The organism is Sphingomonas sp. PAMC26645 (assembly GCF_004795835.1).
Lineage (GTDB): Bacteria > Pseudomonadota > Alphaproteobacteria > Sphingomonadales > Sphingomonadaceae > Sphingomonas.
Genome location: NZ_CP039249.1, coordinates 3,295,281 through 3,318,685, shown reverse-complemented (window position 1 = coordinate 3,318,685; position 23,405 = coordinate 3,295,281). Strand labels below are relative to the sequence as shown.

The 23,405-nt window shown below is 65.3% G+C and carries 22 protein-coding genes and 2 tRNA genes; 13 read left to right on the top strand and 11 right to left on the bottom strand.

Translation table 11 applies throughout. The annotated features are described in order from the left end of the window. Positions 1–14 precede the first annotated feature (14 nt). On the bottom strand, positions 15–1,235 hold the full coding sequence (locus E5673_RS15255; RefSeq protein WP_136190669.1) for an amidohydrolase family protein: 1,221 nt from the start codon (positions 1,233–1,235) through the stop codon (positions 15–17). Beyond that, positions 1,232–2,218: an aspartate carbamoyltransferase catalytic subunit gene (locus E5673_RS15250; RefSeq protein WP_056482600.1), complete on the bottom strand. Its 987-nt coding sequence runs from the start codon at positions 2,216–2,218 to the stop codon at positions 1,232–1,234. Before E5673_RS15250 ends, E5673_RS15255 begins: the two co-directional genes overlap by 4 nt. A 119-nt stretch (positions 2,219–2,337) precedes the next feature. On the opposite strand from E5673_RS15250, the gene E5673_RS15245 reads away from it, so the two are divergent. Next, entirely contained in the window at positions 2,338–3,876 is a 1,539-nt protein-coding gene (locus tag E5673_RS15245) for a hypothetical protein (RefSeq protein ID WP_136190668.1), read from the top strand. On the opposite strand, the gene ruvX is transcribed toward E5673_RS15245, so the two are convergent. Together ruvX and E5673_RS15235 are read right to left on the bottom strand one after the other, a co-directional pair. Beyond that, positions 3,873–4,340, bottom strand: a complete 468-nt coding sequence (gene ruvX, locus E5673_RS15240; protein WP_136190667.1) for a Holliday junction resolvase RuvX — start codon at positions 4,338–4,340, stop codon at positions 3,873–3,875. The two genes, E5673_RS15245 and ruvX, sit on opposite strands and share 4 nt — an antisense overlap. After that, positions 4,337–5,443: a DUF3089 domain-containing protein gene (locus E5673_RS15235; protein WP_136190666.1), complete on the bottom strand. Its 1,107-nt coding sequence runs from the start codon at positions 5,441–5,443 to the stop codon at positions 4,337–4,339. Before E5673_RS15235 ends, ruvX begins: the two co-directional genes overlap by 4 nt. Positions 5,444–5,690: 247 nt before the next feature. Between E5673_RS15235 and gatC the strand changes: the two genes are divergently transcribed. Genes gatC through gatB form a run of 3 tightly spaced genes read left to right on the top strand, consistent with a single transcriptional unit; the run spans position 5,691 to position 8,960 of the window. Next, positions 5,691–5,993, top strand: coding sequence for an Asp-tRNA(Asn)/Glu-tRNA(Gln) amidotransferase subunit GatC (gatC, locus tag E5673_RS15230; protein ID WP_056048145.1), 303 nt, complete (start codon positions 5,691–5,693; stop codon positions 5,991–5,993). Further along, complete coding sequence (gene gatA / locus E5673_RS15225) at positions 5,993–7,477, top strand: Asp-tRNA(Asn)/Glu-tRNA(Gln) amidotransferase subunit GatA (RefSeq protein ID WP_136190665.1); 1,485 nt, start codon at positions 5,993–5,995, stop codon at positions 7,475–7,477. Before gatC ends, gatA begins: the two co-directional genes overlap by 1 nt. A 1-nt stretch (position 7,478) precedes the next feature. Beyond that, positions 7,479–8,960, top strand: a complete 1,482-nt coding sequence (gene gatB / locus E5673_RS15220) for an Asp-tRNA(Asn)/Glu-tRNA(Gln) amidotransferase subunit GatB (RefSeq protein WP_136190664.1) — start codon at positions 7,479–7,481, stop codon at positions 8,958–8,960. 268 nt (positions 8,961–9,228) lie between these two features. Here gatB and E5673_RS15215 read toward each other — a convergent pair whose 3' ends face one another. From E5673_RS15215 to E5673_RS19730, 3 genes are all read right to left on the bottom strand, one after another. Beyond that, positions 9,229–9,792, bottom strand: a complete 564-nt coding sequence (locus tag E5673_RS15215) for a TIGR02281 family clan AA aspartic protease (RefSeq protein ID WP_247599417.1) — start codon at positions 9,790–9,792, stop codon at positions 9,229–9,231. A 135-nt stretch (positions 9,793–9,927) separates the two neighbouring features. Beyond that, the gene (locus E5673_RS15210) at positions 9,928–10,146 is read right to left on the bottom strand and encodes a hypothetical protein (protein WP_136190663.1); all 219 of its coding nucleotides are present in this window, start codon (positions 10,144–10,146) and stop codon (positions 9,928–9,930) included. Then, on the bottom strand, positions 10,143–10,304 hold the full coding sequence (locus E5673_RS19730) for a hypothetical protein (protein ID WP_168711648.1): 162 nt from the start codon (positions 10,302–10,304) through the stop codon (positions 10,143–10,145). The genes E5673_RS15210 and E5673_RS19730 overlap by 4 nt, the downstream gene beginning before the upstream one ends. Positions 10,305–10,413: 109 nt before the next feature. Between E5673_RS19730 and E5673_RS15205 the strand changes: the two genes are divergently transcribed. The 5 genes from E5673_RS15205 (at position 10,414) to clpX (ending at position 15,703) form a co-directional block, all read left to right on the top strand. Next, positions 10,414–10,498, top strand: a tRNA-Leu gene (locus E5673_RS15205). A gap of 68 nt (positions 10,499–10,566) precedes the next feature. Beyond that, positions 10,567–12,222 carry a trigger factor gene (gene tig, locus E5673_RS15200; protein WP_136190662.1) on the top strand — a complete coding sequence of 552 codons (1,656 nt, stop codon included), beginning with the start codon at positions 10,567–10,569 and terminating at the stop codon, positions 12,220–12,222. Positions 12,223–12,445: 223 nt separating this feature from the next. Next, positions 12,446–13,372, top strand: a complete 927-nt coding sequence (locus tag E5673_RS15195; protein ID WP_136190661.1) for a glycosyltransferase family 2 protein — start codon at positions 12,446–12,448, stop codon at positions 13,370–13,372. A gap of 252 nt (positions 13,373–13,624) precedes the next feature. Further along, complete coding sequence (locus E5673_RS15190; protein ID WP_056048165.1) at positions 13,625–14,314, top strand: ATP-dependent Clp protease proteolytic subunit; 690 nt, start codon at positions 13,625–13,627, stop codon at positions 14,312–14,314. Positions 14,315–14,437: 123 nt separating this feature from the next. Further along, positions 14,438–15,703, top strand: a complete 1,266-nt coding sequence (gene clpX / locus E5673_RS15185; protein ID WP_056048170.1) for an ATP-dependent Clp protease ATP-binding subunit ClpX — start codon at positions 14,438–14,440, stop codon at positions 15,701–15,703. 386 nt (positions 15,704–16,089) lie between these two features. Here clpX and E5673_RS15180 read toward each other — a convergent pair whose 3' ends face one another. Beyond that, positions 16,090–16,548 carry a hypothetical protein gene (locus E5673_RS15180; protein ID WP_136190660.1) on the bottom strand — a complete coding sequence of 153 codons (459 nt, stop codon included), beginning with the start codon at positions 16,546–16,548 and terminating at the stop codon, positions 16,090–16,092. Positions 16,549–16,648: 100 nt separating this feature from the next. Here E5673_RS15180 and E5673_RS15175 point away from each other — a divergent pair, with 100 nt between their 5' ends. Then, entirely contained in the window at positions 16,649–17,773 is a 1,125-nt protein-coding gene (locus E5673_RS15175; protein ID WP_136190659.1) for an ionic transporter y4hA, read from the top strand. 2 nt (positions 17,774–17,775) lie between these two features. Here E5673_RS15175 and E5673_RS15170 read toward each other — a convergent pair whose 3' ends face one another. The 3 genes from E5673_RS15170 to E5673_RS15160 form a co-directional block, all read right to left on the bottom strand. Continuing rightward, the gene (locus E5673_RS15170; RefSeq protein WP_132741456.1) at positions 17,776–18,162 is read right to left on the bottom strand and encodes a c-type cytochrome; all 387 of its coding nucleotides are present in this window, start codon (positions 18,160–18,162) and stop codon (positions 17,776–17,778) included. Continuing rightward, positions 18,159–18,356, bottom strand: coding sequence for a hypothetical protein (locus E5673_RS15165; RefSeq protein WP_056057985.1), 198 nt, complete (start codon positions 18,354–18,356; stop codon positions 18,159–18,161). The genes E5673_RS15170 and E5673_RS15165 overlap by 4 nt, the downstream gene beginning before the upstream one ends. A 113-nt stretch (positions 18,357–18,469) precedes the next feature. Further along, complete coding sequence (locus E5673_RS15160; RefSeq protein WP_136190658.1) at positions 18,470–20,194, bottom strand: M1 family metallopeptidase; 1,725 nt, start codon at positions 20,192–20,194, stop codon at positions 18,470–18,472. A 250-nt stretch (positions 20,195–20,444) separates the two neighbouring features. Between E5673_RS15160 and lon the strand changes: the two genes are divergently transcribed. The 3 genes from lon (at position 20,445) to E5673_RS15145 (ending at position 23,380) form a co-directional block, all read left to right on the top strand. Next, positions 20,445–22,838, top strand: a complete 2,394-nt coding sequence (gene lon / locus E5673_RS15155; protein WP_136190657.1) for an endopeptidase La — start codon at positions 20,445–20,447, stop codon at positions 22,836–22,838. Between the two features lie 103 nt (positions 22,839–22,941). Beyond that, positions 22,942–23,238 (top strand): HU family DNA-binding protein, encoded by a 297-nt coding sequence (locus tag E5673_RS15150; protein WP_268795398.1) that lies wholly within the window; start codon positions 22,942–22,944, stop codon positions 23,236–23,238. A 67-nt stretch (positions 23,239–23,305) separates the two neighbouring features. Beyond that, positions 23,306–23,380 (top strand) — tRNA-Val (locus tag E5673_RS15145). The last annotated feature ends 25 nt before the right edge of the window (positions 23,381–23,405 follow it).

The window sequence follows — 23,405 nt, the reverse complement described above, 5'->3', positions numbered from 1 at the left end:
GGGGTGGTGCACCCTCACAGAACCTCGCGCCCACCCTTCCACAACCGCAACACGCGCCCCTGCACCGGCAAGCCATCGAACGGCGTATTCCCCGCCTCCGCCAGAAACGCCTCCCCGACGATCTGCCAAGGCGCGAGCCGGTCGAACAGCATCAGGTCGGCAGGCTTGCCGACCTCCAGAGTCCCCGTATCCAGCCCCAGCACCCGCGCGGGATTGCTGGCGAGCAGCGCGAACAGCCGCTCCAGCGTCAGCAGTTTGTCACGCACCAGCATCAGCGCGAGCGGCAGCAACGTCTCCGCACCCGCCATCCCACTGCTCGAATCGGTAAACGGCAGCCGCTTCTCCTCGGGCCCCCGCGGCTCATGTCCCGAACACAGCACGTCGATCGTGCCGTCTGCGATCGCCTCGAGCGCCGCCCGCCGGTCGCTTTCGCCCCGCAAAGGCGGCGATAGCAGCGCGAACGACCGGAAATCACTGACCGCGATCTCCGACAAATGCAGATGCGCGGGCGTGATGCCGCACGTGACGGCGACGCCGCGACGCTTCGCCGCGCGGATCAGGTCGAACCCGGCCGCCGTCGTCACCTGGCGGATGTGGATCCGCGCACCGGTATCCTCGGCCAGCATCAGGTCACGCGCGATCGCCAGCGCCTCCGCCACCGCTGGTGCGGCGGGCAGGCCAAGGCGCGTCGCCGTCTCGCCCTCGGTCGCGACCGCCCCGGTGGTCAATCCACCGTCCTCGGCATGCGCGATCACCGTCACGTCGAGATCGCGCGCATAGGACAGCACACGCCGCATCACGCCGCTGTCGGCGATCCAGTGCTTGCCCGTGCCCACCGCCTTGGCGCCAGCCGAAAGACAGATCGCCATCTCGGCGAGGTCATGGCCTTCGAGTCCGCGCGTCGCGGCCGCGATCGGGTGAATCCACAGGTCGGGCTTGCCGATCAACGCGGCGCGCTGGACGATGCCGGGGTCGTCCAGCACCGGCGACTGGTCGGGCATGAGACCGATCCGCACAATCCCGCCGGCGCGAAACGCCGCACGATCGACCTTAGCCACGCCAAGATCGACGATTCCCGGCGCGACCGTCTTGCCGCCACAGTCGACGATGTCCGAACCGGCCGGAATATCGACGATCCCGGTCGCGACGATCACGCCATCGCGGACCAGCACATTACCCCTCGACACGCCGCCGACGGGGCAGGCGAGCGTCACGTTGGTGAGTGCGAGGATCATGCCCAACCCTCCACGCCGCGCGCTCTTCGGGTCAGCACGTCGAGGCAGGCCATCCGGACGGCGACCCCCATCTCGACCTGCTCGGTGATCGCCGAGCGAGCGTGATCCGCCACTGCGGAGTCGATCTCCACACCGCGGTTCATCGGGCCGGGATGCATCACCAGCGCGTCAGGCGCCGCCTTCGCCAACCGGTCGAGCGTCAGGCCGTAGCGCATACGGTATTCGCGCGTGGAGGGCACATAAGCCCCATCCATCCGCTCGTTCTGCAACCGCAGCATCATTACCACGTCCGCACCCTCCAACGCCTTGTCGAAATCGGTAAACGCACGCACGCCCATCCGCTCGATCATCGGTGGCATAAGCGTCGACGGCGCACAAACGCGGACCTCGGCAGCAAGCGCGGTGAGCGCCAGGATGTTGGACCGCGCGACCCGGCTGTGCAGCAGATCGCCGCAGATCACGACGCGCTGGCCGGCGATCGAGCCCTTCCGCCGCCGGATCGTCAACGCATCGAGCAACGCCTGCGTCGGATGCTCATGCCGCCCGTCGCCCGCGTTCAATACCGGACAATCCACCTTGTCCGCGATCAACCGCACCGCGCCGCTCGACATATGCCGGATCACGATCACGTCCGCGCGCATCGCGTTCAACGTCATCGCCGTGTCGATCAGTGTCTCGCCCTTCTTCACGCTCGACTGCGCCGCATGCATGTTGACGACGTCCGCCCCCAATCGCTTTCCCGCAATCTCGAACGACAGCAAAGTCCGCGTGCTGTTCTCGAAAAACGCGTTGATCTGGGTAAGCCCGGCCAGCCGCTTGTCGGGAGTCGCGTGCGTGCGGTTCGCCTCGACCCACGTCTCCGCCTCGTCGAGCAGGAACGCGATCTCATGTGGCTGGAGCCCGTCGATACCGGTGAGATGCCGGTGCGGGAAGACGGCGCCGCCTTCGATGAGGGCGGCGGGGCGGTGATCTGAGGTTCGCATTAAAGCCGCGGGATAGTGTCCGCGGGGGCAGGGGGCAAGCGTCGCGCGACGCCTCGGCGCATCCGCATGGTTAACCGCATTTTAGCGCGGGCATGGGATGGCGATGGCGAACGGGGGGAATGATGCAGGACGCAGCGACACAGACGATGGTGCGATGGTGGGAAACGCGGTGGTTCGCGCTGGCCCTCGTCCTGGCGTCCGCGGTGCCGTTGCTATGGCCCGCGCTGCCCCCGCTCGGCGATCTGCCCGGCCATATGGGGCGCTGGCATATCGCCATGGCCCTGCCGACCTCGCCCGATCTCCAGCGCTATTACGCATATCACTGGGCGCTGATTCCCAATCTAGGCATGGACCTGCTCGTACCGGCGTTGTCGCACCTGTTCCCGTTCGAGGTCGCGACCAAGCTGGCGGTGATCGCGATCCCGATGCTGACCGCGACCGGACTGTTATGGGCCGCGCGCGAGGCGCATGGGCGCATACCGCCGACCGCGATGTTCGCGTTGCCGCTCGCCTATGCCTGGCCGTTCCAGTTCGGCTTCGTCAATTTCGCGCTGTCGCAGGCGTTGGCGTTCTGCGCACTGGCGCTGTGGATCCGGCTAGGGCGACAGGATCGCCTGATCGTGCGCGCTCTGCTCTTCGTACCCATCGCATGCGTAATATGGATTTCGCACAGCTTCGGCTGGGGGCTGCTGGGGCTGATGACAGCAGGCGCCGACATCGCGCGGCTTCGCATGGCAGGCCGTGGCTGGCCGGCGGCGCTCGTCGGCGCGGCGATCCAGTGTCTGTCGATGACGGTCCCGCTCCTCGTCATGCTGGCGTCTATTGTGGCCGGGACGGGCGCGGCAGCGGGCGGACTCGGTGGGGAGGGCTGGTTCGACGCACCGGTGAAGCTGGTATGGCTTGTTTCGCTGTTCCGCGACCACTGGCCATTGTTCGATCTTCTCTCGCTGCTGCCGTTGATCGCCATGCTGTATGCCGGAATGCGGAGCGCCCGCCTCGGGTTCTCGCCGTTGCTGGGCATCCCCGCGTTGTTGTGCCTTGCAGCGTTCGTCGTCCTTCCACGATTGCTGATGGGGGGCGCCTATGTCGACATGCGGATGGCTCCCGCCGCGGTGATGCTGGGATTGATCGCGATCGCGCCGCGCGATTCGCGAATGGCACGCACGCTGGCCGTGATGGGCACTGCATTCCTGGTCCTGCGCCTGGCAGGCACGACGCTGAGCTTTGTCGAGCGCTCCAGCGACCAACAACGCGAACTTGCGGCTGTTGCAGCCATCCCGCACGGCGCTGCGGTACTCTCGTTAGTCGAGTTGCCATGTGGGGGCGCATGGGACGACCTGCGGCGCAATCACCTTCCAGCCCTCGCGATCGTCCGACGCGACGTGTTTACCAACGAGCAATGGGCGATCGAAGGACAGCAATCGCTGCACATCCGCTACGCGGTCGCCGCACCCTATACCGGGGACCCGACCCAGAGCGTCTTTCCGTCGATCTGTTCGACCGTCGGCTCCAACTTCGTCAAGACGATCGCACGGTTTCCCCGCGCCGCCTTCACACACGTCTGGACGATCGGCTTCCCGCCAGGGGCTGCAAAGGCCGCCGACCTGCGCGTCATCTGGACCGACGGCCAGTCCACCCTCTACCGGGTGGCGCGCTAGATCTGCGCTGTCACCAGTGCATCGATTGCACCCTGGAGGATGTAGGCGGCGGCCATCTTGTCGACGAGTTCGGCGCGTTTGGCGCGGCTGGCGTCCTGTTCGATCAGCGTGCGGGTGACCGCAACGGTCGACCAGCGTTCGTCTTGCAACAGGATCGGTAACCCCATGTCCTTGAGGTTCTGCGCGAATGCCCGCGTCGATTGCGACCGTGGGCTCTCGCTACCGTCGAGGTTGATCGGCAGGCCGATGACGAGCCCGACGACGGCCTGGGCCTTGATGATCTCGGCAAGCGCGGCCTTGTCCTTCTGGAATTTCGTGCGGCGGATCAGGAGCGCGGGGCTCGCGAAGCTCCAGCCAGCATCGCAAAGTGCGGTGCCGATCGTCTTGGTGCCGACGTCGAGACCGATCAGCCGGCCGCCGTTCGAGAGCGCATCGCGGAACTGCGCGGCGGAGAGCGTGATCATTTGAAGGCCTTCAGGCGGCGGTTGGCGTCGGCGCGGATGTTCGCCCAGAACAGGCTGTAGTCGTAGACGTGGTAGTTGTTGCCGGGCAGCACGTACGGCCCGAGGTTCGGGCCCTCGCCGATCAGCAGGAAGCCGCGGTCGGCACAGCGTGCGGGGACGCTGCCGATCGCGATCGTCGCGGTCTTCAGGTCGGCCGACGGGACGAGCGTGCCGAGGTTGGCGGTGGCGGGCGCCGTCGCGTCGGCGGTGCCGGTCAGTGGATTGGTGCATACCATCGGCGTGGCTTTCCGCGGCTGGCCGTTGAAGCCGGTGGTCTGGTCGTAGGCGTCGACGATAAGTGACGGATCGGCAGGTTCGGCAAAGCTCTCCCACGACAGGATACAGCCGGTCTGGTCCGCGGTGCGGCACTCGGCGAGGCCCATCTTCGGAAGATCGGTCGCGCGCGACACGGGCCAGCCGACGACATACGCCGCGACGATCCGCGCCTTCAGCTTGGGATCAGTGGCGATGCGGTCGCGGAGTAGGCGGGTGAGATGGAGCGCGCCCTGGCTGTGGCCCGCGAGGATGATCGGGCGGGTCGGGCCGGCTTCCTTGAGGAATCGGTCGAACGCCGCAGACACATCGCCGTAAGCGAGCGCCAGTGCGCGTTCACTATCCGCAACGCTGGTCAGGAACGCGCCGAACGTCGCTTGGCGATACCGCGGCGCCCAGATGTCGCCGGCCTCGTTGAACGCACTCGCCTGGCCGCGAAGGAACAGCTCCGCCCGCGCATTGGTCTCGGGGTCGTCGATCGGCGCGTTCCAATGGTCGCGGTTGATGTACGACGTCGGGTGGATGAAGAAGATCGCCGCGCCCGTGCCGGGCTTGCCGGGCGTGTAGCCGGGGGGCGTCCAGAGTGCGGGATTGCCGGGCGCATCGGGCCGGGCGAGCCACATGATCTTTCGCGCGTAGATGTTGCGCGGAGCTTCGCGCTGCGCCTGGAAGGTCTCGCTCGGCACCATCACCGCGCGCATCAACTGCGTGCCGAACAGGCGGTAGGCGAGCAGCGCGGCGATCGCGAGGACGATCATCGCGGCGACGAAATAGAGAAACTTGCGGGCCAAGCGGGACCTTCCGTGCAGGCGTTGAGGCTCCCGTGCCGTATGCGGGGGAAGGTTGCAACGGGCGCCTGACTGTTGAGGAAACCGCCGACGGCTTGGAACTGGCTTGTACCCCCGCGGAGGCGGGGGCCCAGGATCTCGGGCGGTATCGTTTGCAATCCTGGGCCCCCGCCTCCGCGGGGGAACCAGAACACGACGCGGCGCTAGAAGGGTGTTGCGCCCCCGCCGCGCCGGGTGCTAGCCGCAGCCCATGTCCGTAGATACTGCAACCGTGAAGCGGATCGCGAGCCTTGCGCGCATCGCGATCACCGACGAGGACGCCGCCCGCATGGCGCCGGAACTCGGAAACATCCTTGGCTGGATCGAGATGCTCGAAGAGGTCGACACGACCGGTATCGAGCCGATGACCGCCGTCATCCCCAATACGTTGCGGCTGCGCGACGACGTCGTCAACGCCGACCCGCTGACCGGCGGCGGCATCCGCGAGCAGGTTCTCGCCAACGCGCCCGTGGCCGAACACGGGTTCTTCGCCGTGCCGAAGGTGATCGAATAATGACCGACTTTACAGATCTCGGCATCGCAGGCATCCGCGACGGCGTCCGCGATGGCCGCTTCAAGGCGCGCGAAGTCGCCGATGCGTTCATCGTAAAGGTGAGCCAGGCCAAGGCGTTGAACGCGTTTCTTGTCGAGACGCCTGAGCACGCGATCGCCGCCGCCACCGCTGCCGACACCGCGCGCGCGGCAGGCGAGACGCTCAAGCCGCTGGCTGGCGTGCCGATCGGCATGAAGGACCTGTTCTGCACCAAGGGCGTCACAACGACCGCGGCGAGCCACATCCTCGAAGGTTTCACGCCCACCTACGAATCGACTGTCTCGCAGAATCTCTGGGATGCGGGCGCGGGAATGCTCGGCAAGCTGAACATGGACCAGTTCGCGATGGGCTCGTCGAACGAGACCTCCGCGTTCGGCAACGTGATCTCGCCGTGGAAGCGCAACGACGGCGGTAACGCCTCGCTGGCTCCAGGCGGCTCGTCGGGCGGTTCGTCGTCGGCGGTCGCCGCGCGGCTCTGCCCCGGCGCGACCGGCACCGACACCGGCGGTTCGATCCGCCAGCCGGCCGCCTTCACCGGCATCAGCGGCATCAAGCCGACCTATGGCCGTTGCTCGCGCTGGGGGACGATCGCGTTCGCGTCGTCGCTCGACCAGGCCGGGCCGATGGCGCGCGACGTCCGTGACTGCGCGATCCTGCTCGAGGCGATGGCCGGGTTCGATGCCAAGGACGGCACCTCGTTGCAGCTCGACGTGCCGAAATGGGAAGCAGGTTTGTCCAGCAATCTTAACGGCCTGCGCGTCGGTATTCCCAAGGAATATCGCGTCGACGGGATGCCCGAGGAGATCGAGGCGCTCTGGCAGCAGGGCATCGACTGGCTGAAGGATGCCGGCGCGACGATCGTCGAGGTCTCGCTCCCGCACACCAAATACGCGCTGCCCGCCTATTACATCATCGCGCCCGCCGAAGCGTCGTCGAACCTCGCGCGCTATGACGGCGTCCGCTACGGGATCCGCGACCTGCCGACCGGCGCCGGCCTGCAGGACATGTACGCCGCGACGCGTGCGGATGGCTTCGGCCCCGAGGTGAAGCGCCGCATCATGATCGGCACGTACGTCCTCTCGGCCGGTTTCTACGACGCGTATTACACGCAGGCGCAGAAGGTCCGGACGCTGATCGCACGCGATTTCGAGCGGGCTTGGGAGACGTGCGACGTCCTGCTGACGCCGACCGCACCGTCGGCAGCGTTCGCGCTCGGCGAGAAGTCGGCCGATCCGATCGCGATGTACCTGAACGACGTCTTCACCGTGCCGTCGAGCCTCGCTGGGTTGCCGGCGATGTCGGTGCCGGGTGGTCTCGACAAGCAGGGTCTGCCGCTCGGGCTGCAGATCATCGGCAAGCCGCTCGACGAACAAGGCGTGCTGAACGCAGGGCTCGCGATCGAACAGCGAGCAGGATTTACCGCGCGACCAGAGGCTTGGTGGTAACATGAGCGATTATCGTATCCAGGGCGAAACCGGTGAGTGGGAGGTCGTGGTCGGCCTCGAAGTGCACGCGCAGGTGACGTCGAACGCCAAGCTCTTCTCGGGCGCGGCGACCGCGTTCGGCGCGGAGCCCAACACGCAGGTGAGCCTCGTCGATGCGGCGATGCCGGGCATGCTGCCGGTACCGAACCGCGAGTGCATCCGCCAGGCGGTCCGCACCGGCATGGCGATCGAGGCGCAGATTAACAAATGGTCGCGGTTCGACCGTAAGAATTACTTCTACGCCGATCTGCCGCAGGGCTATCAGATCAGCCAGCTTTATCATCCGATCGTCGGAGAAGGCGCGATCGACATCAGCCTCGACGAGAAGAATCCGGACGCGGCCGGCAAGCGGATCGGCGTCGAGCGCATCCATGTCGAGCAGGATGCGGGTAAGCTGATGCACGACCAGCATCCGACCCAGTCGTACGTCGACCTCAACCGGTCGGGCGTCGCGCTGATGGAGATCGTGTCGAAGCCCGATCTCGCTTCGCCAGCGGAAACAGGGGCTTACCTGCGGAAGCTGCGATCGATCCTGCGTTATGTCGGGTCGTGCGACGGCAACATGGAAGAAGGCTCGATGCGCGCCGACGTCAACGTCAGCGTGCGGAAGCCCGGCGACGAGCTGGGCACGCGGACCGAGACGAAGAACGTCAATTCGGTGCGCTTCGTGATGGCGGTGGTCGAGCAGGAGGCCAAGCGCCAGGTCGAGGTGCTCGAGGCCGGTGGCAAGATCCAGCAGGAAACGCGGCTTTACGATCCCGATCGCAACGAGACGCGCTCGATGCGGTCGAAGGAAGACGCGCATGATTACCGCTACTTCCCCGATCCCGACCTTTTGCCGCTGGTGCTCGACGACGCGTTCCTCGCCGAGTGTCGCGCGTCGCTGCCGGAACTGCCCGATGCGAAGCGAGCGCGGTACGAGGCGCTCGGGATCACGGCGTATCAGGCGACGGTGCTGACCGCCGAGGTCGAGGCGGCGCGGTGGTTCGATGCGTTGCTGGACGCGGGCGTGAAGCCGGCGGCGGCGGCGAACTGGACGACGTCGGAGCTGTTCGGCGCGCTCAACCGGACCGGCAAGGACATCGAAAACTCGCCGGTGTCGCCGGCGCAGGCAGCGGAATTGCTGGGGCTGATCGCGGACGGCACGCTGTCAGGTAGCCTCGCCAAGCAGGTATTCGAGGTGATGCTCGAAACCGGCGACGGCGCGGCGAAGGTCGTCGAGGATCGTGGGTTGAAGCAGACCAGCGATACCGGGGCTATCGAGGCGGTGATCGCCGAGGTTATGGCGGCGAATGCGGACAAGGTTGCCGATTATCGTGGCGGTAAGGACAAGCTGTTCGGGTTCTTTGTTGGGCAGACGATGAAGGCTATGGGGGGGAAGGCTAACCCTGCTGTCGTGAACGAGGTGTTGAAGGGGATGCTTGGGGAGTCGGTGGCTTCGTAAGCTATCACTGAGCAACCTGACCGATCTCCCGCCCCTTCTGTTCTCCCGCGAAGGCGGGAGTCCAGGGCAACCGAACGCAGCGCTGCTTGATTCCTGGGCCCCCGCGTTCGCGAGGGAACAGAAGGGGAGCCATCTCCCAAATCGCCACCACCCCGGCGAAGGCCGGGGCCCAGTTGGGGGACGTTGCTGACTGAGGGCAGCGCTTCGTTACTGCAACCTTTCCAATTGGGCCCCGGCCTTCGCCGGGGTGGTTGTGTACGGAGGCGGCTTACCCGTCCACCTTCTGCGGATGATGCGGCACGAGAATCAGCGTGTTCTCCTCCACCCGCCACGACGCGAGGCGCGACAGGAAGTTCATCCCCAGCACGTTGGTCTCGCCAAACGCTGGCGATACCACCACCTGCAAATCCCGCGCGATGATCGCGCCGAGCCGCAGCGAGGCAATCGTCCCTGTCTTCGCCGCGATAGACCCATTGGCAGTCTGCAACACGATCGGCACCACGCCAACGCGCGCCTCAACCCCAGCAGCCTCCGCAGTCTTCTCCGAAATAGCGGTGATCGTCGCGCCGCTGTCGATCAGCAGCCGCTGGCTCACCCCGTCGATCGTCGCGCGCGCCCAGAAGTGCCCATCCGGCGACATACGGATACGAACCTCGCCGCCGACCACTTGCTGGTCCTCGATCTTCAGAAACCGCGCGATCTTGCCGACATAGGGGTCGAACTGACGCCGTTGGTCGATCGCGACGAACAGCAGTCCGACAAGGACAAGCGTCATCGCCAGATTGACGAGCGTTCGGATGATGGGGATGCGCTGCGCTACGATCAGCAGCAATACGGCGAGCCCGAGCGCGATATAGAGGCTCTGATGCTCGGCGAAGGTGGGGATCGTGGAGATTATCGGGTCCTGATTGGCGGGGGTGGGATCCTATAGATAGCCACCCCCGCCTGTACGGTTGCTGACGCAAGCTTACTGCGCGTCGTCGTCCTGGTTCTTCACGACGCCACCGGTACCACCGACGCCATCGGGCAGGCCGGTATCCGTGAACGTGTCGGGCTCGTCGCCGCCTTCGCCACGCTCGACCGCGTCGGACCGCGACTCAACCGCCTGTTCGATATCGCTGCGGGTATCCTCGTCACGATCCTCGGGGAGCGTTTCGGGGTTCGTGCCGGAATGCGGATCGCTCACGCCCAAAACTCCGGCTGGACGGGTGCGGGATCGTTCGACGGCGTTCCCGGCGCGGGAAAATCGACGTCAGGTGCGGGCGGATTGAACTCGGGCGGCGGCGCAGTCGGCTCGACGGGCGACGTCGGGGTCGGAAATTCTGCCGGGGGTTGGGTAGCCATGATGTCTCTCCTTCGAGGTGTTCAACGCCTGTAATCATCGGGAGTTGCCTATCTGCTTGCCCCCGCATGCAACGTTGGTATAGACGCGCCCGCTACGGCGATGTCCTGTGCGGGCGTGGCGGAACTGGTAGACGCGCTTGGTTTAGGTCCAAGTATCGCAAGATGTGGGGGTTCGAGTCCCTTCGCCCGCACCAGCCCGCCGCGCAGGCGAGGCGACCGCCCGAAGAATTATCCTGAATGCTCTTTTAGACAAAGGCCGGACATGCAGACTGTCGAGACGTTGAACGAGGGCCTCAAGCGCGCCTTTACGCTCACCATCACCGCGAAGGATATCGATGCCAAGGTCGATGTCGAGCTGAAGCGCCTCGCGCCGCAAATGAAGATGCCGGGCTTCCGTCCGGGCAAGGTGCCGGCGAACCTCATCCGCAAGATGCACGGCCCGGCGCTGACGCAGGACGCGCTGAACGCGGCGATCCAGGAGAGCGTCCAGACGCTCGTCGCCGAGAAGCAGCTTCGCCCCGCGATGCAGCCTTCGGTCGAGCTGGAAGACGGCTATGACCTCGGCAAGGACGCCGTGGTCAAGGTCGAGATGGAGGTCCTCCCGCAGGTCCCCGCACCTGCCATCGACGGCATCAAGCTCGAGCGCCTGACCGTGCCCGTCGCCGACGACGCAGTCACCGAGCAGCTCCAGAAGTTCGCCGACCAGCAGAAGAAGTGGGACGACGCGGCTGACGATTACGTCGCGGCGATGGGCGATCTCGTTACCGTCGATTTCGTCGGCAAGACCGCCGACGGCGTCGCGTTCGAGGGCGGCACGGGCACCGACATGGGCGTCGAGCTCGGTTCGGGTCGTCTCATCCCGGGCTTCGAGGATCAGCTCGTCGGCGTGAAGACCGGCGACGACAAGGTCCTGAACGTGACCTTCCCCGATGAGTATCAGGAGAAGTTGCTCGCAGGCCAGCCGGCGACGTTCGACATCACCGTCAAGTCGGTGAAGACCGCGGGCGAGAGCAAGATCGACGAGGATCTGGCGAAGTCGCTCGGTCTCGAGAGCCTCGAGCAGCTCACGGGCTTGCTTAAGGGTCAGATCGAGCAGGAGCATAACGGTCTCACGCGCACGCACATGAAGCGCAAGCTGCTCGACCAGCTCGCCGAGGGTCACGACTTCGAGGTTCCGCCGTCGATGGTCGAAGCCGAGTTCAACCAGATCTGGTCGCAGCTCCAGCACGAAGCCACGCACGAGGCCGATCCCGAGGCTGCGATGGCCGAGATGGAAGGCGAGCGCGACGATTACCGCAAGATCGCCGAGCGTCGCGTGCGCCTTGGCCTGCTCCTGTCCGAGATCGGCCAGGCGAACGGCATCGAGGTTTCGAACCAGGAAATGCAGCGTCTGCTCGCACAGGCCGCGCAGCAATATCCTGCCGAGCAGCGCCAGCAGTTCATGCAGTACGTCCAGCAGGAGCCAATGGCGGCCGCCCAACTGCGCGCGCCGCTGTATGAGGACAAGGTCGTCGACTTCCTGTTCGAGAAGGCCGAGATCACCGACCGCGAAGCGACGCGCGAGGAGCTGGAAGCCGCGATCGAGAGCGAGGACGGATTCGCCAGCGGCACGCACACGCATGATCACGACAACCACAAGCCGAAGAAGAAGGCCGCTGCCAAGAAGGCCAAGCCAGCTTCGGACGAGGCTGCGTCGGATGACGCCGTGACGGACGAGGCGCCTGCTTCGGACGCAGCGGACGAGGCCAAGCCTGCGAAGAAGGCGCCTGCCAAGAAGAAGGCGGCTCCTGTCGAAGCGGAGACCGCTGTGACGGAATCGTCGCCGGTTGCCGCGGAAAACGCTGAAGGCACCGAGGCTGCGGACGCGCCAGCGAAGAAGCCGCGCGCGAAGAAGGCTTCGACGAAGACCGAGGCGTAAAACTATCTGAGTGCCTCATGACTGAGGCACTTAACCCATAATCGGGTCACCTCCCCGGCGGAGGCCGGGGTCCAGTTGGAAAGGTAGCTGTAACGGCGCGCAAAGCTCCGTTATGGACCTTCCCCAACTGGGCCCCGGCCTCCGCCGGGGAAGTGCGTTTGTAGGTAGTTCGGTGGCTGAAAATAGCGTCTCCAAGACAGCCTCCGAAAGAATAGGGCAGGCCATGACCGAACCGAGAATCGCCGTCCTGCTCCCCTGCTACAACGAGGAAGCCGCGATCGCGCAGACGATCGCCGGTTTCCGCGCCGCGCTGCCCGGCGCCACCATCTACGTCTACGACAACAACAGCGCCGACCGCACAATAGAGGTCGCGCGCGCCGCCGGTGCCGTCGTCCGAACCGAGCGCATCCAGGGCAAGGGCGCCGTCGTCCGCCGCATGTTCGCCGACATCGACGCCGACATCTACGTGATGGCCGATGGCGACGCGACCTACGACGCGGCCTCCGCCCCGAATCTGGTAAAGCGCGTCCTCGACGAGCAGCTCGACATGGTCGTCGGCTCACGCATCAGCCAGGTCCAGGAAAGCTACCGCCGCGGCCACCGGTTCGGCAACGCGCTCCTAACCGGCATGCTCGCGCGCCTGTTCGGCCGCAGCTTCACCGACATCCTCTCGGGCTACCGCGTGTTCTCGCGCCGGTTCGTGAAGAGCTTTCCGTCGCTGTCGGCCGGGTTCGAGATCGAGACCGAGATCAGCGTCCACGCGCTCGAATTGAAGATGCCGATCGGTGAGGTCGAGACGCCCTATTACGCGCGCCCCGAAGGCTCCGAATCGAAGCTCAGCACGTACGGCGACGGCTGGCGCATCCTGCGGACGATCATGACGCTCTACCGGATCGAACGGCCGCTCTGGTTCTTCGGCGCGATCGGCAGCGTGTTTGGCCTGCTCGCGCTGATCCTCGGCATCCCACTGGTGCTCACCTATATCGAGATTCACCAGGTCCCACGCCTCCCGACCGCGATCCTGATCACCGGCCTAGGTATCTTCGCCGCGCTAAACGTCTTCACCGGCCTGATCCTGGACACGGTAGTCCGCGGCCGCCGTGAAGTCCGCCGCCTAGCCTACCTAGCATACCCCGCCCCAGGCGTTTAAGCCGGAGCTCGACTCAGTTCTTGTGATCCTCCCCCGCTAGGGGGAGGTGGCTGGCGCTTGCCAGACGGAGGGGGAGGCGGCGACAACTGCGGTTCCGTGTCCTCCCCCTCCGTCGCCTTCGGCGCCACCTCCCCCTGGCGGGGGAGGATCGCTCAGCGTCTCTCACTCCCTGGTGGGAGAGGTGCGAAGGGCTTGAACTCCCCTCTCGGACCGCCGATGTTAGCGGTTCACTGGGGCATAAGAGAGATTTCCATGCACAATCCGTTCGAGACCGGCGATTTCGCGAGCCCGTTGGCCAGCGCCGGGCTCGGCCTGCAGCAGACGCAAGCAGGCCTAGTTCCCATCGTCATCGAGCAGTCGAACCGCGGCGAGCGTTCGTTCGACATCTTCTCGCGCCTGCTCCGCGAGCGCATCATCTTCGTGACCGGTGGCGTCGAGGACGGCATGGCCTCGCTGATCACCGCACAGCTGCTCTTCCTCGAGTCCGAGAACCCGAAGAAGGACATCTTCATGTACATCAACTCGCCGGGCGGTGTCGTCACGGCGGGCATGGCGATCCACGACACGATGCGGTACATCCGTCCGCGCGTCGGCACCGTCTGCATCGGCCAGGCCGCGTCGATGGGCAGCTTCCTGCTCGCGAGCGGCGAGCCCGGCATGCGCGTCGCGATGACCAACGCACGCATCATGATCCATCAGCCATCGGGTGGTGCACAGGGCATGGCCAGCGACATCGAGATCCAGGCCCGCGAGATCCTGCGCATCCGCAAGCGCATGAACGAGCTGTATTCGCAGTATACCGGCCAGCCGATCGAAGAGATCGAGCGCCGGATGGACCGCGATACGTTCCTCGAAGCGAACGAGGCTAAGGATTTCGGCCTGATCGACGAGGTGTTCGACAAGCGTCCGGCGGTATCCGAGGATGCGCCGAAACCGGCTTGAACGACACTGGCATGGGGCGAATCGTAAACCCCGCCGGTTTATTTGATTGTAGGAACTCCGGGGCGCGTTACGGTAGCGGCCCCGGAAACGGCACGTGCACCGACATGCGCGAGAGGTGATTGAATGACGAAGCTGAGCGGTGGCGACTCGAAGAGCACCCTCTATTGCTCGTTCTGCGGGAAGTCGCAGCACGAGGTCCGCAAGTTGATCGCCGGGCCGACGGTCTTCATCTGCGACGAGTGCGTCGAGCTATGCAACGACATCATCCGTGAGGAGACGAAGTCGGCGCTGGTGTCCAAGAAGGACGGCGGCGTGCCGACTCCGCAGGAGATCTGCGACGTCCTCGACGATTACGTGATCGGGCAGAAGCGCGCCAAGCGCGTGCTGTCGGTGGCGGTGCACAATCACTACAAGCGGCTCAACCACGGCGCCAAGGGTGCCGATGTCGAGCTGTCCAAGTCGAACATCCTGCTCGTCGGCCCGACCGGTTGCGGCAAGACGCTGCTCGCGCAGACGCTCGCGCGCATCCTCGACGTGCCGTTCACGATGGCCGATGCGACGACGCTGACCGAAGCGGGTTACGTCGGCGAGGATGTCGAGAACATCATCCTCAAGCTGCTCCAGGCGTCGGACTACAACGTCGAGCGGGCGCAGCGCGGGATCGTCTATATCGACGAGATCGACAAGATCTCGCGCAAGGCCGAGAACCCCTCGATTACGCGCGACGTGTCGGGCGAGGGCGTGCAGCAGGCTCTGCTCAAGCTGATGGAAGGCACCACCGCGTCGGTTCCTCCGCAGGGTGGCCGGAAGCATCCGCAGCAGGAATTCCTGCAGGTGGATACGACCAACATCCTGTTCATCTGCGGCGGTGCGTTCTCGGGTCTCGAGAAGATCATCGGCGATCGTCTCCAGGGCAAGTCGATCGGTTTCGGCGCGTACGTCGCCGGGCCGGACGAGCGCAAGACGGGCGAGACGCTGAAATCGGTCGAGCCCGAGGATCTGCTGAAGTTCGGCCTGATCCCCGAGTTCGTCGGCCGTTTGCCAGTGATCGCGACGCTCGAGGATCTCGATGTCGACGCGCTGGTGAAGATCCTGAAGGAACCGAAGAACGCGCTGGTGAAGCAGTACCAGAAGCTGTTCGAGATGGAGGACGTCGCGCTCGGCTTCACCGACGACGCGCTGGTTTCGGTCGCCAAGAAGGGCATCGAACGCAAGACCGGCGCACGCGGGCTTCGCTCCATCCTGGAGAGCATCCTGCTCGACACCATGTTCGACCTGCCCGGCATGGACGGCGTCGACGAGGTGATGATCGACAAGGACGTGATCGAAGGCCGCAAGGAACCGATCCGGGTGTATGCGGAGAAGAAAAAGACCGGCGACGCTGCCTGAGGCGGGACTGGTTTGAGATAAGGGAAGGGGCGTCGAGCGATCGGCGCCCTTCTCCGTTTGGGGCATACGCGCGCGAAAACTCCCGTCCGTCATCCTGACGAAAGTCAGGATCCAGAGCCACGAAGATCAGCCCACCGTAACCCTGGATCCTGACTTTCGTCAGGATGACGGGTGGCATCGCCGGGCGGAGATCACTTCGATCCTCCCCTGCAAGGGGAGGTGGCAGCGCAGGGCGCTGACGGAGGGGTGACCCCGCTCTCGACAGGTGATCACCCTCCGTCGCTTCGCGCCACCTCCCCTTGCAGGGGAGGATCGAAGGCTTGCCGAATCTGGTCGACCGCTCCGTCGTTACCCATCGTCGTAGGCAGAGTGACGGCGGCCCTTAGCTACACCTGCGGAGTCAAAAGCCGAACCCGCTCCAGATCCTTTGGACGGCCGAACAGCCTGAGCATCTCGGCCAATTCCGCACGGTCAGGCACATAAACAACGCTCTCATCCACAAAAATCGGCACGCGCGTACGCGGTAGGACCTTGGTCCAGCCCGCGCCCGTCGCAACATGAAACCCCGCCATGATCTCGACGACCAAAGGCGGTGACTCCCACTGCCCGAACAGCGTCGACCGGAAGAGCGCACTCGCACCGTCCTTGATGGGCGCGACCCCGAGCTGGTCCATCGCCCGTTGGGCATCTGCCACGCTCAAGAGCACATCGACATCGCCGACCTCGACCGGCGTTACCCCATGCAGCGCTACCGCAGCGCTGGAAACGACCCACCATGGGTCCTGCGCTCTCGCCAACGCGTCGGCGGTCATGACGAGCGTCTGGCGAAGATCGGCGGACAGCATCGCTGCAACCTACCCGATCCTCACCGCCCCGCAATCGCCCCGACTCGGACCCTTATCGCCCCTCGCGCATTCGTTGACCAAGTGGAACGAGGGAGCATGCATGACGATCGAAGTGGCCGACCGACCGAACGAGCACGTGGTGGAGACGATGCCGGACCGCCTGGCACTGCCGATCTGGACGCTGATCGCGCCGGGCCTGGGGCTGCTCGCCGTCCTTGTCGGCCTCGCCAAGATGGGCCTGCTCGGCACCGCCGCCGCCGTGATCGTGCTGATCGGCAGCGTGCTCGCCGCGGTCCATCACGCCGAAGTGATCGCGCACAAGGTCGGCGAGCCGTTCGGCACGCTGGTACTCGCGATCGCGGTCACCGTGATCGAGGTGTCGCTGATCGTCTCGCTGATGCTCTCCAACGCCGGCGATGCGACCACGCTCGCGCGCGACACGGTGTTCGCGGCGATCATGATCATCCTCAATTTCATCATCGGCATCTGCCTGCTCGCGGGGGCGGTGCGGCATCACGAGCAGCGGTTCACGCTGAAGGGCATGACGGCCGCTCTTGGCGTGCTCGCGGCGATGGCGGTGCTGTCGCTGATCCTGCCGAACTATACGTCGTCGACACAGGGCCCGACCTACGCGTCGTCGCAGTTGATCTTCGTCGCGGTCGTGTCGCTGATCCTCTACGGCACGTTCGTGCTGGTGCAGACGGTACGCCACCGCGATTATTTCCTGCCGTCGACCGACGACAAGGACGATCACGCCGCGCCGCCCTCGGGCCGCGCGACGGGCATCGCCTTCGCCGCGCTGCTGGTGGCGCTTGTGTCGGTGGTGCTGCTTGCGAAGACGCTGTCGCCGACGATCGAGGCCGCGGTACTCGGTGCCGGCCTGCCGCTGACCGTGGTCGGCGTGGTGATCGCCGCGCTGGTGCTCGCGCCGGAAAGTCTCGCTGCCTACAAGTCGGCGCGGCGTAACCGGTTGCAGACCAGCCTCAACCTCGCGCTCGGTTCGGCGCTAGCGACGATCGGGCTGACGATCCCGAGCGTGGCGATCGTGTCGCTGGTGCTCGACCTGCCGCTCGCGCTTGGGATCGATGCGAAGAGCATGACGCTGTTGGCTCTGTCATTGTTCGTGGCGACGCTGTCGCTCGGCACCGGGCGGACCACGGTGTTGCAGGGCGTCGTCCATCTCGTGATCTTCGCCGCTTATCTGTTCACGACGGTGGTGCCGTAAGTTCAGGGGCCTTGCGTCGATAGGTAGGCGATGACGTCGGCGCGGTCCTTGGGGTCGGGAAGGCCTGCGAACGCCATCGTCGTGCCGGGCACCATCTTGCGCGGGTTGGTGAGCCAGGCGTCCATGCGCTTTGCATCCCAGTTGCCGCCGAGTGCTTTCAGCCCGGCGGTATAGGAGAAGCGCGGGCGCCGCTCGCCGATCGGGTTGCCCATGACCGCGTAGAGGTTCGGCCCATCGGTATCGCCCGCATATTGCCCGATCGTGTGGCAGGCGGTGCAGCGGCGGAAGACACGTTCGCCACTGGCGATCTGGCTGGTCGTGCCGGCGTCGGGGCTCGAACCGCAGCCGGCAAGCGCCAGCGCCAGCAGGGGCCACCGCGGCAGAGTCATCGCTTCTGGCGTGCGGCCAAGGCGAGGCCGGCTGCGATCTGCACGACGGCGTAGAGGCGGCGGCGGCCGGGCCGGTCGACGAACGGCTTCACGAGTTTCTCGGTTCCGAGCGCATCGTCCTTCCACAGATCGACGTGGCGGCGGGGTTGGAGGAGGCCGATCAAGCCGTCGCCGACCATGAAGATCGCTGCCATCTCCGCCGCGCGAGACGCCCAGATGTTCTCCTGCGCACGCAGGGCCCCAGGAGTTACGAGCGTCGTATCCTGGGACCCTGGGCCCCCGCCTTCGCGGGGGAGCGGTGGAGAGGTCATTGGGGCTTGGCCTTCGCAGCCTGCGCGGCTTTCCAGGCGGCGACGTCTTCCAGTGCGACACTCCGCCGCAAGACCAGCGCGTCCGGGTCGATCACGACATGCGCGCTCACCGGCACCGACAAGCTCGCCTTCCCCCCAGTCATCGGCAAGGTCCGCGTCTTGCCGTCGATCTGCACCTGCACCGGCAGCGGGAAGGGGCCGTTCCCCGGCACTTTCCAAACCAAACCCAGCGTATTTCCCGTCCGCGTCTCGACCAGTTCGGGCAAGGCCGCCTGCCGAAGATACACGTCGAAGAACCATTTATGGTCCTTCCCCGTCACCTTCCGGACGAGCGCTTCAAATTCCTTCGTCGGCCCGAACCGCGGCGCGAAATTGCCCGGCTTCGGATCCGAGCGCCCGTACACCGCAAGCCGCGTGACATCGAAGAACGCCTTGTCGCCGATCAGCCCGCGCAGCGTGTGGAGCATCCACGACCCCTTGTAGTAGATGTCCTGCCCCGCGCCGCCCTTGTCGGCTTCATACACCTCCTCCTCCGTGGTGACGCGCTGCTGCGTGATCGGCTTCAGGTTCATGATCGACGCGCGTTCTGTCTGCATCATCGTCGCGTACCGTGCACGCCCCTCGCGCCATTGGCCGTACAGCGGCTGCATGTACGTGCCATACCCCTCGTGCAGCCAGTAATCGTCCCAATTGGCGGCGGTCAGCTGGTTGCCGAACCACTCATGCGCGAACTCGTGCTGGAACAGCCAGTCGAACCCCTCGGGCGCCTTGGCATATTCGTTGCCGTAAGCGTTGATCGTCTGGTGCTCCATGCCCTTGTGCGGCGTCTCGACCACGCCGAGCTTCTCGTCGCCGAACGGGTAGGGCCCGATCATGCTCTCGAAGAAGTCGAGCGTCGGCGCGAACTCGGCGAACAGCTTTTCCGCCTGCCCCTTCTCGCCCGGCAGGTACCAGTAAAACATCGGGATGCTGTTGCCGAAGCGGCTCTTGTACGTGCCGCTGATCTCCTCATACGGCCCGACGTTCAGCGCGATCCCGTAGGTGTTGGGGTGCTTGGCCCGCCAGTTCCAGGTCGTCCGGCCGTCCGCCAGTGTATCAACACCGAGCAGCACGCCGTTGGAGGGCGCCTTCAGCCCCTTGGGCACGGTGATGTGCAGCGTCACCAGCGCGGGCTCGCCGGTCGGGAAGTCGAGGCACGGCCAGAACAGGTCGCAGCCATAGCCCTCCGCGGTCGTCGCGAACCAGGTGCGGCCATCGGGCGTTTTCGACCAGACCATCCCGTCGTCCCACGGTGCCTTCACCGCGACGTGCGGCGTGCCGCCATAGGTGATCTTCGCGGTCACCTTGCCGCCCGCCGAGACCGGCTTGGGCAGCGTGATCGTCAACCGTCCCTCGGGATTGCTCCACGCCGAGGGAGCGAGCGGAACGCCGTCGATCGCGATTGCGCTGACCGGTAGATTGCGGTCGAGGTCGATCGGCAGGCGGGTGAGGGGGGCCTTGGCCGTAAAGACCAGCGTAGCCACGCCGTTCAAGCTTTCCGTCTCGGGCAGCACTTCAAACGCCAGGTCCGCGCTGTCGAACTGGAGTGCGGTCTGTTCGGGTGTCAGCACGCCCCCAGATCGCTGCGTCTGCGCGGTGATCACCGGTTCTCCCTTTTTCGGAAGCGGTGCGGCGGCGAGAAGCGCGGTGGCGCTGGCGGCGAGTAATAAGCGCGAAATCATGCCCCGTTCTCGCGCCTGGGCGGTTCGCGCACAAGTGCGATCCGACACCGCCCGTTCTCTTGCGAACGCAGGAGCCCAGGATCACGCAAACCGCCGCCCGTTACCCTGGACGCTTGCCTTCGCAGGAGAACGGCAGGTCCTCGGGCAACGCGCGAAAACCCCTAACCACCGCCAACCAATTGATGGACGGTTCATCCTCACCATATAAGCTGTAGATTATGCCCCCATGCAGGCACCCACCGGAGCGTTCATGACCCAGTACCCCGTCCTTCCCCTTCGCGACATCGTCGTGTTCCCGCACATGATCGTGCCGCTGTTCGTCGGCCGCGATAAGTCCGTTGCCGCGCTCGAAGCGGCGATGGCGGCGGACAAGGAGATCTATCTCGTCGCGCAGGTCGATCCCGCAGAGGACGATCCCTCGCGCGACGACCTCTATTCGATGGGCGTCACCGCGACCGTGCTCCAGCTTCTGAAGCTTCCCGATGGGACCGTCCGCGTGCTGGTCGAGGGCAAGGGCCGCGCAACTCTGGAAACGCTCGACGAAAGCGGCGACTTCCTCACCGCAACGGTCGAGCCGGTCGCCGACGCCGAGGTCGAAGGACCCGAACTCATCGCGCTGATGCGCTCGGTGGTCGACCAGTTCGAGAACTACGCCAAGCTCAACCGCAAGCTCTCGTCGGAAACGTCGGTGCAGCTGTCCGAGATCGAGGACGCGTCGAAGCTGTCCGACGCGGTGATCGCGAACGTCCAGATCAAGGTTGCCGAGAAGCAGGCGATCCTGCTCGAGACCAACCCGTCGAAGCGCCTCGAAATGGCGTTCGCGGCGATGGAGGGCGAGCTGGGCGTTCTTCAGGTCGAGAAGAAGATCAAGAGCCGCGTCAAGCGTCAGATGGAGAAGACGCAGCGCGAATATTACCTCAACGAGCAGTTGAAGGCGATCCAGCGCGAACTCGGCAACGAGGACGGCGAGGGCGAAGGCGACGAGATCGCCGAGCTGACGCAGAAGATCGCGACGCTCAAGATGAGCAAGGAAGCACGTGGCAAGGCGACGTCGGAGCTGAAGAAGCTCAAGACGATGGCGCCGATGAGCGCCGAGGCGACCGTCGTGCGCAATTATCTCGACGTCCTGCTCGGGCTGCCGTGGGGCAAGAAGTCGAAGGTCAAGAAGGACATCGCCGCCGCGCAGGTGACGCTGGACGAGGATCATTATGCGCTCGAAAAGGTCAAGGACCGGATCGTCGAGTATCTCGCCGTGCAGGCGCGCACCAACAAGTTGAAGGGGCCGATCCTGTGCCTCGTCGGCCCTCCCGGCGTCGGCAAGACCTCGCTCGGCAAGTCGATCGCCAAGGCGACCGGGCGCGAGTTCATCCGTCAGTCGCTCGGCGGCGTGCGCGACGAAGCCGAGATCCGTGGGCATCGCCGCACCTATATCGGTTCGCTGCCGGGCAAGATCGTGACGAACCTTAAAAAGGCCGGCACGTCGAACCCGCTGTTCCTGCTCGACGAGATCGACAAGCTCGGCCAGGATTTCCGCGGCGATCCGGCGTCGGCGCTGCTCGAGGTCCTCGACCCAGAGCAGAACGGCAAGTTCCAGGATCATTATCTGGAGGTCGATATCGACCTGTCGGACGTGATGTTCGTCTGCACGGCCAACTCGCTGAACCTGCCGCAGGCGTTGCTCGATCGCATGGAGATCATCCGTCTGGAGGGCTATACCGAGGACGAGAAGGTCGAGATCGCCGAGCGCCATCTGGTAGAGAAGCAGATCGAGGCGCACGGGCTGAAGCCGGGTGAGTTCACGCTGACGCAGGAGGGGCTTCGTACGCTTATCCAGCAGTACACGCGCGAAGCTGGCGTGCGTACGCTGGAGCGCGAGATTGCCAAGCTGTGCCGCAAGGCGCTGCGCCAGATTCTTGAGAACAAGACGACCAGCGTCACGATCACGCCCGAGAACATCGGCGAATATGCCGGCGTGCAGAAGTATCGCCATGGCCTCGGCGAAACCGAGAACCAGATCGGTGCGGTCACCGGGCTGGCCTGGACCGAGGTCGGCGGCGAGTTGCTGACGATCGAGAGCGTGACGGTCGCGGGCAAGGGGCAGGCCAAGCTCACCGGTACGCTCGGCGACGTGATGAAGGAGTCGATTGAGACCGCGTTCAGCTATGTGAAGGCGCGTGCGCCGAGCTACGGGATCAAACCGAGCCTGTTCGCGCGGAAGGATATCCATATCCATCTGCCCGAGGGTGCGGTGCCGAAGGATGGCCCATCGGCGGGTATCGGCATGGTCACGTCGATCGTCTCGACGCTGACCGGCGTGCCGATCCGGCGCGAGGTGGCGATGACCGGCGAGGTTACGCTGCGTGGTCGCGTGCTGCCGATCGGTGGCCTCAAGGAGAAGCTGCTCGCCGCGCTCCGTGGCGGGATCGAGACGGTGCTGATCCCGGCCGAAAACGAGAAGGACCTCGCGGAGATCCCGGCGAACATCAAGGCGGGGCTGAAGATCATCCCCGTTTCGCATGTCGACGAGGTGCTTCGTCTGGCGCTGACCGAGCCGCTCGAAGCGATCGAGTGGACCGACGCGGACGAGCTGGCGGCTCTGCCGCCGGCGCCGATCGCACCGGTTGGGGGTGGCCTTCACCACTGATCCATGTTTGGATCGTAAGCGGCAATACGGCGGTTTCGTTTGACAGCAGACGGGGCCGCCGCATTATTGCGCGCTGATTGCGGTCGCGAGTCCATCTCGGCCGATTCGAGTTTTTCCGGGGGATTATATGAACAAGCAGGAGCTGATCGCGACGGTCGCCGATACGTCCGGTCTGGTAAAAGCCGACGCGGTCAAGGCGGTCGAGGCGGTGTTCGACGCGATCGAGGCATCGTTGAAGAAGGGCGACGAGGTTCGCCTGGTCGGTTTCGGCACGTTCTCGATCTCGAAGCGCAAGGCGTCGACCGGCCGCAATCCCCGTACCGGCGAGCCGATGACGATCAAGGCCTCGACGCAGCCCAAGTTCAAGGCCGGCAAGGGCCTGAAGGACGCGGTCAACTAGGACCGGTGTCGATAGGGCTGGACAGGTGGACGGGGTCTGCCTAAAGGCCCGCTTCCGAACGAGTTTCGGGCGCGTAGCTCAGTGGTAGAGCACACCCTTCACACGGGTGGGGTCGCTGGTTCAATCCCAGCCGCGCCCACCAGATTTACGCCGGCTCCTTCGCACGA

Excerpts from the sequence above, each read along its gene's own strand:
- E5673_RS15255 (WP_136190669.1), bottom strand. The coding sequence starts at position 1,235 with ATGATCCTCGCACTCACCAACGTGACGCTCGCCTGCCCCGTCGGCGGC.
- E5673_RS15250 (WP_056482600.1), bottom strand. The coding sequence starts at position 2,218 with ATGCGAACCTCAGATCACCGCCCCGCCGCCCTCATCGAAGGCGGCGCC.
- E5673_RS15245 (WP_136190668.1), top strand. The coding sequence starts at position 2,338 with ATGATGCAGGACGCAGCGACACAGACGATGGTGCGATGGTGGGAAACG.
- ruvX (WP_136190667.1), bottom strand. The coding sequence starts at position 4,340 with ATGATCACGCTCTCCGCCGCGCAGTTCCGCGATGCGCTCTCGAACGGC.
- gatC (WP_056048145.1), top strand. The coding sequence starts at position 5,691 with ATGTCCGTAGATACTGCAACCGTGAAGCGGATCGCGAGCCTTGCGCGC.
- gatA (WP_136190665.1), top strand. The coding sequence starts at position 5,993 with ATGACCGACTTTACAGATCTCGGCATCGCAGGCATCCGCGACGGCGTC.
- gatB (WP_136190664.1), top strand. The coding sequence starts at position 7,479 with ATGAGCGATTATCGTATCCAGGGCGAAACCGGTGAGTGGGAGGTCGTG.
- E5673_RS19730 (WP_168711648.1), bottom strand. The coding sequence starts at position 10,304 with ATGGCTACCCAACCCCCGGCAGAATTTCCGACCCCGACGTCGCCCGTC.
- tig (WP_136190662.1), top strand. The coding sequence starts at position 10,567 with ATGCAGACTGTCGAGACGTTGAACGAGGGCCTCAAGCGCGCCTTTACG.
- E5673_RS15195 (WP_136190661.1), top strand. The coding sequence starts at position 12,446 with ATGACCGAACCGAGAATCGCCGTCCTGCTCCCCTGCTACAACGAGGAA.
- E5673_RS15190 (WP_056048165.1), top strand. The coding sequence starts at position 13,625 with ATGCACAATCCGTTCGAGACCGGCGATTTCGCGAGCCCGTTGGCCAGC.
- clpX (WP_056048170.1), top strand. The coding sequence starts at position 14,438 with ATGACGAAGCTGAGCGGTGGCGACTCGAAGAGCACCCTCTATTGCTCG.
- E5673_RS15180 (WP_136190660.1), bottom strand. The coding sequence starts at position 16,548 with ATGCTGTCCGCCGATCTTCGCCAGACGCTCGTCATGACCGCCGACGCG.
- E5673_RS15175 (WP_136190659.1), top strand. The coding sequence starts at position 16,649 with ATGACGATCGAAGTGGCCGACCGACCGAACGAGCACGTGGTGGAGACG.
- E5673_RS15170 (WP_132741456.1), bottom strand. The coding sequence starts at position 18,162 with ATGACTCTGCCGCGGTGGCCCCTGCTGGCGCTGGCGCTTGCCGGCTGC.
- E5673_RS15165 (WP_056057985.1), bottom strand. The coding sequence starts at position 18,356 with ATGGCAGCGATCTTCATGGTCGGCGACGGCTTGATCGGCCTCCTCCAA.
- E5673_RS15160 (WP_136190658.1), bottom strand. The coding sequence starts at position 20,194 with ATGATTTCGCGCTTATTACTCGCCGCCAGCGCCACCGCGCTTCTCGCC.
- lon (WP_136190657.1), top strand. The coding sequence starts at position 20,445 with ATGACCCAGTACCCCGTCCTTCCCCTTCGCGACATCGTCGTGTTCCCG.